This is a genomic window from Sphingomonas bacterium, from assembly GCF_903643035.1.
GTDB lineage: Bacteria > Pseudomonadota > Alphaproteobacteria > Sphingomonadales > Sphingomonadaceae > Sphingomonas.
Genome location: NZ_CAHJWW010000246.1, coordinates 1 through 4,124 on the forward strand (window position 1 = coordinate 1; position 4,124 = coordinate 4,124).

At 71.3% G+C, this 4,124-nt stretch carries 5 protein-coding genes and 1 pseudogene; 5 read left to right on the top strand and 1 reads right to left on the bottom strand.

Annotated features, from left to right (window positions below):
- Positions 1–339, top strand: a 339-nt coding sequence (locus HUV01_RS13000; RefSeq protein WP_174298648.1) for a sugar nucleotide-binding protein, incomplete at its 5' end; no start/stop codon positions are given.
- Complete coding sequence (rfbA, locus tag HUV01_RS13005; RefSeq protein WP_174298649.1) at positions 336–1,202, top strand: glucose-1-phosphate thymidylyltransferase RfbA; 867 nt, start codon at positions 336–338, stop codon at positions 1,200–1,202. The genes HUV01_RS13000 and rfbA, both read left to right, overlap by 4 nt.
- 19 nt (positions 1,203–1,221) lie before the next feature.
- Here rfbA and kdsA read toward each other — a convergent pair whose 3' ends face one another.
- A complete protein-coding gene (gene kdsA, locus HUV01_RS13010; RefSeq protein WP_174298650.1) occupies positions 1,222–2,067 on the bottom strand; it encodes a 3-deoxy-8-phosphooctulonate synthase in 846 nt (281 codons plus the stop codon).
- 118 nt (positions 2,068–2,185) lie between these two features.
- Between kdsA and HUV01_RS13015 the strand changes: the two genes are divergently transcribed.
- From HUV01_RS13015 to HUV01_RS15240, 3 genes and pseudogenes are all read left to right on the top strand, one after another.
- Positions 2,186–3,190 carry a KpsF/GutQ family sugar-phosphate isomerase gene (locus HUV01_RS13015; protein WP_254606632.1) on the top strand — a complete coding sequence of 335 codons (1,005 nt, stop codon included), beginning with the start codon at positions 2,186–2,188 and terminating at the stop codon, positions 3,188–3,190.
- Complete coding sequence (locus HUV01_RS13020) at positions 3,174–4,013, top strand: 3-deoxy-manno-octulosonate cytidylyltransferase family protein (RefSeq protein WP_254606633.1); 840 nt, start codon at positions 3,174–3,176, stop codon at positions 4,011–4,013. Before HUV01_RS13015 ends, HUV01_RS13020 begins: the two co-directional genes overlap by 17 nt.
- Positions 4,010–4,124 (top strand): annotated as a pseudogene (locus HUV01_RS15240) (histidine phosphatase family protein); the annotation flags it as partial. The gene HUV01_RS13020 and the pseudogene HUV01_RS15240, both read left to right, overlap by 4 nt.

Sequence of the window (4,124 nt, forward strand, 5' to 3'; positions counted from 1 at the left end):
GACCTCGCCGCCGCGCTGGCGACCATCGCCGTGCGCCTCGCCGGCGACGCGGAGGCGCCGACCGGCACCTGTCATTTCAGCAACGCCGGGCCGACGACCTGGGCCGGCTTCGCCCGCGAGATCTTCGCCCAGGCCAGCGCGAGAGGCGGGCCGAGCGCGACGGTCGAGGGCATCCCGACCAGCGCCTATCCGACGCCGGCGCGCCGCCCGGCCAACTCGCTGCTCAGCCATGCCGCGATCGGACGCGCCTATGGCGTCAGGCCGCGCGCGTGGCAGGCGGCGCTGGGCGACATCCTTGACGAGCTTGTGGGCCATGCCCCCCGGGAGACCGCGACGTGAAGGGCATCATCCTGGCCGGCGGCTCGGGCACCCGGCTTCATCCAGCGACGCTGGCGGTCAACAAGCAGCTGCTGCCGATCTACGACAAGCCGATGATCTATTACCCGCTGTCGGTGCTGATGCTCGCCGGCATCCGCGACGTGCTCATCATCTCCTCGCCCGATTTCATCGACAACTACCGGCGCCTGTTCGGCGACGGCTCGGCGCTGGGCCTCGCAATATCCTATGCCGAGCAGCCGAGCCCCGACGGCCTCGCGCAGGCGTTCGTCATCGGCGCGGACTTCATCGGCGCGGACAAGGTGGCGCTGGTCCTGGGAGACAACATCTTCTTCGGCGCCCACCTGACCGACCTGCTCGCCAGCGCGGTGGCGCGCGACGGTTGCGCGACGGTCTTCTCCTATCGCGTCGAGGACCCCGAACGCTATGGCGTGGTGGAGTTCGGCGAGGGCGGCCGTGCCATATCGCTGGAGGAAAAGCCCGTCCGGCCCAGGTCCAACCACGCGGTGACCGGCCTGTATTTCTACGACAATCGCGTCGTCGGCTATGCCCGTGACCTGAAGCCCTCGCCGCGCGGCGAGTTCGAGATCACCGACCTCAACCGCCTCTACATGGAAGCCGGCGACCTCTACGTCGAGCAGATGGGCCGCGGCTATGCCTGGCTCGACACGGGCACGCACGACAGCCTGCTGGAGGCAGGCGAGTTCGTCCGCACGTTGCAGCATCGCCAGGGCGTCCAGGTCGCGTGCCTGGAGGAGATCGCCTATGAACAAGGCTTCATCACCGCCGACCAGGCGCGCGCCGCCGGCGAGCGGTTCAAGAAGACCGCCTATGGACGCGCGATCCTCAACGCCGTGAACGGGTGAGGTCAGCAGGCCTTTCACTTTAGCGAGTGCCCGCCGGCGCCGCCTTCACCACCGCGTCGATCGCGACCAGCCGCTCCAGCAGGGCGGGCAGTTCGTCCAGCGGCCAGCTGTTCGCGCCGTCGGACAATGCGCGGTCGGGATCGGGGTGCGTCTCGACGAAGACGCCCGCCACGCCAGCCGCGACCGCGGCGCGCGCGAGCACGGGGACGAAGCGCCGCTCCCCACCCGAACGGTCCCCGCCCGCGCCGGGAAGCTGTACCGAGTGGGTCGCGTCGAACACCACCGGGCAGCCGGTCCCGGCCATGATCGGCAGCGAGCGCATGTCGGAGACGAGATTGTTGTACCCGAACGAGGCCCCGCGCTCGCATAGCAGGAAGTTGTCCGGTTCGTGCCCCGCCGCGCTCGCCGCCGCGCGCGCCTTGTCGACGACGTTCACCATGTCGTCGGGCGCCATGAACTGCGCCTTCTTGATGTTCACCGGCTTGCCGCACGCCGCCACCGCCGCGATGAAGTCGGTCTGCCGCGCCAGGAAGGCCGGCGTCTGGAGCACGTCGACGACCTGCGCCACCGCGCCCACCTGATGCGCCTCGTGCACGTCGGTCAGTACCGGCAGGCCGGTCTCGGCGCGAACCTTCTCCAGGATGCGCAGCCCCTCGTCCAGCCCCGGTCCGCGGAACGAGCGGCCCGAGCTGCGATTGGCCTTGTCGAACGAGCTCTTGTAGATCAGCAGCACGCCCAGCCGCCCGGCCATCCTTCCCAGCGCCTCGGCGGTGGCGAGCGCCAGCTCCTCGCTCTCGATCGCGCACGGGCCGGCGATCACGAACAGCGGCTGCTCCGCTCCGACTTGATGCTGGCACAGGCGCATGACGGGTCCCTCCCGGACGTTGGCGAACCGATATCGCCTATCGTCGGCCGGGAAAGTGGAAAAGGGCGCCCCGAACGTTTATGCCGCCCGCTCCCTTGGCGATCAGGCAGCAGACCTCGTGCACCACGACCGGCCGGATGCGTACCAGATTTCGGAGGCGGAGGCGGTTGTCTCGGCCCGGACCACGATCCGCATCGAGCGCGATGCGCTGGCCGCGCTGGAGGCCGCGCTGGACGCGCCGGCGCTTCGCGACGGGTTCGCGCGCGCCTTCGACGCCGTCCTGGCGACGCGCGGGCGTACCATCGTGACGGGCATGGGCAAGAGCGGGCTGGTGGCGCGCAAGATCGCCGCCACGTTGATGTCCACCGGCACTCCCGCCGCCTTTCTCCACCCCGGCGAGGCGAGCCACGGCGATCTTGGCATGATAACGCGCGACGACGTGGTGCTGGCGCTGAGCTGGTCCGGCGAGACGCCGGAACTGGCCGAGATCGTCCACCATGTCCGGCGGCTTGGCGTGACGCTGATCGTGATGACGTCGCGCGTCGACAGCGCGGCCGGGCAGGCGGCGGACATCTGCCTGCCGCTGCCTGCGGTGCGCGAGGCGTGTCCGCACCAGCTCGCGCCCACCGCCTCCACGACCGTCCAGGCCGCGCTGGGCGATGCGCTGGCGATGGCGCTGATCCACCGGCGGGAGTTCAGCCTGGGCGATTTCCACCAGCTCCACCCCGGCGGCCGGCTGGGCGCGCGGCTGGCCACGGTCGCGCAGGTCATGGGCAGGGGAGAGGCGACGCCGGTGATCGCCGCCCATGCGACCCTGATCGAGGCGACGGTGGAGATGAGCCGGAAACGCTATGGCTGCACCGCCGTCGTCGATGAGGCGGGACGGCTGGTGGGGGTCTTCACCGACGGCGACCTGCGCCGCAGCTTCGCCACGCGCCGCATGGATGTCGCCGTGGGCGAGCACATGACGCTCACGCCGCTGTCCGTCCCTCCGCACACGCTGGCGTCCGACGCGCTGCGGATCATGAACGACCATGCGGTGACGACGCTGTTCGTCTGCGAGGACGCGGTGCTGCTGGGCGTCGTCCATCTTCACGACGTGCTGCGTGCCGGCGCCGGCTGATCCTTCGCCCGGCGTGCCGGACCTGATCGTCGTCCCCGCGCGGTTCGGCTCGACGCGCCTGCCGGGCAAGCCGCTGGTGGAGATCGCCGGGCGGACGCTGCTGGCGCGGGTCGTGGACGTCGGCAGGCGCGCGGCCGCGCTGGCGGGTCATGCCGAGCTGGTCGTGGCGACCGACGACGACCGGATCGCGGCGCACGCGCGCGATCTGGGGTGCGAGGCGGTGATGACGGCGCCGGCGATCGCGTCCGGCTCGGGCCGGGCCTATGCCGCGGCGCTGACGCGCGCGGCATCGCCCGGCATCGTCGTCAATCTCCAGGGCGATGCGCCGTTCGTGTCCGCTGCGGTCGTCGCCCGGTTGATCGATGCGCTGCGCCGGTCCGCGTTCGAGGTGGCGACGCCGGTCGTGCGGCTCGGCTGGGACGCCCTCGACGCGTTGCGCGCGCACAAGGCGGTCGTGCCGTTCAGCGGCACCAGCTGCGCGCGCCTGGCGGATGGGCGGGCGGCTTGGTTCTCCAAGGCCATCATCCCGGCGATCCGCGACGAGGCCGCGTCGCGCGTGCGCGAGTCGCTGTCGCCGGTGTACCGGCATTGCGGCGTCTATGCGTACCGACTGGACGCGCTGGCCCGGTTCGAGGCGCTGCCACCTGGCGCATACGAGCGGCTGGAGGGGCTGGAGCAGCTTCGCTTCCTCGAGAACGGGATGGACGTGCTGACGGTGGCGGTCGATGCGACGCGGCACGACATGTCGGGGATCGACACGCCCGCCGACGTCGCGCTGGCCGAGCGGCTGATCGCGCTCGCCGGTGATCCGTACGGCGCATGACCCTGTCGCTCACGATCGTGCGCCACGGCGACACGTTCGCGCCGGGCGAGGCGCCGCGGCGGATCGGCGCGCGCACCGACCTGCCGCTGGTCCCTTCGGGCGAGGCGCAGG

Bases quoted from the DNA above. Each gene is read 5' to 3' on its own strand.
- kdsA (WP_174298650.1), bottom strand. From the start codon at position 2,067: ATGCGCCTGTGCCAGCATCAAGTCGGAGCGGAGCAGCCGCTGTTCGTG.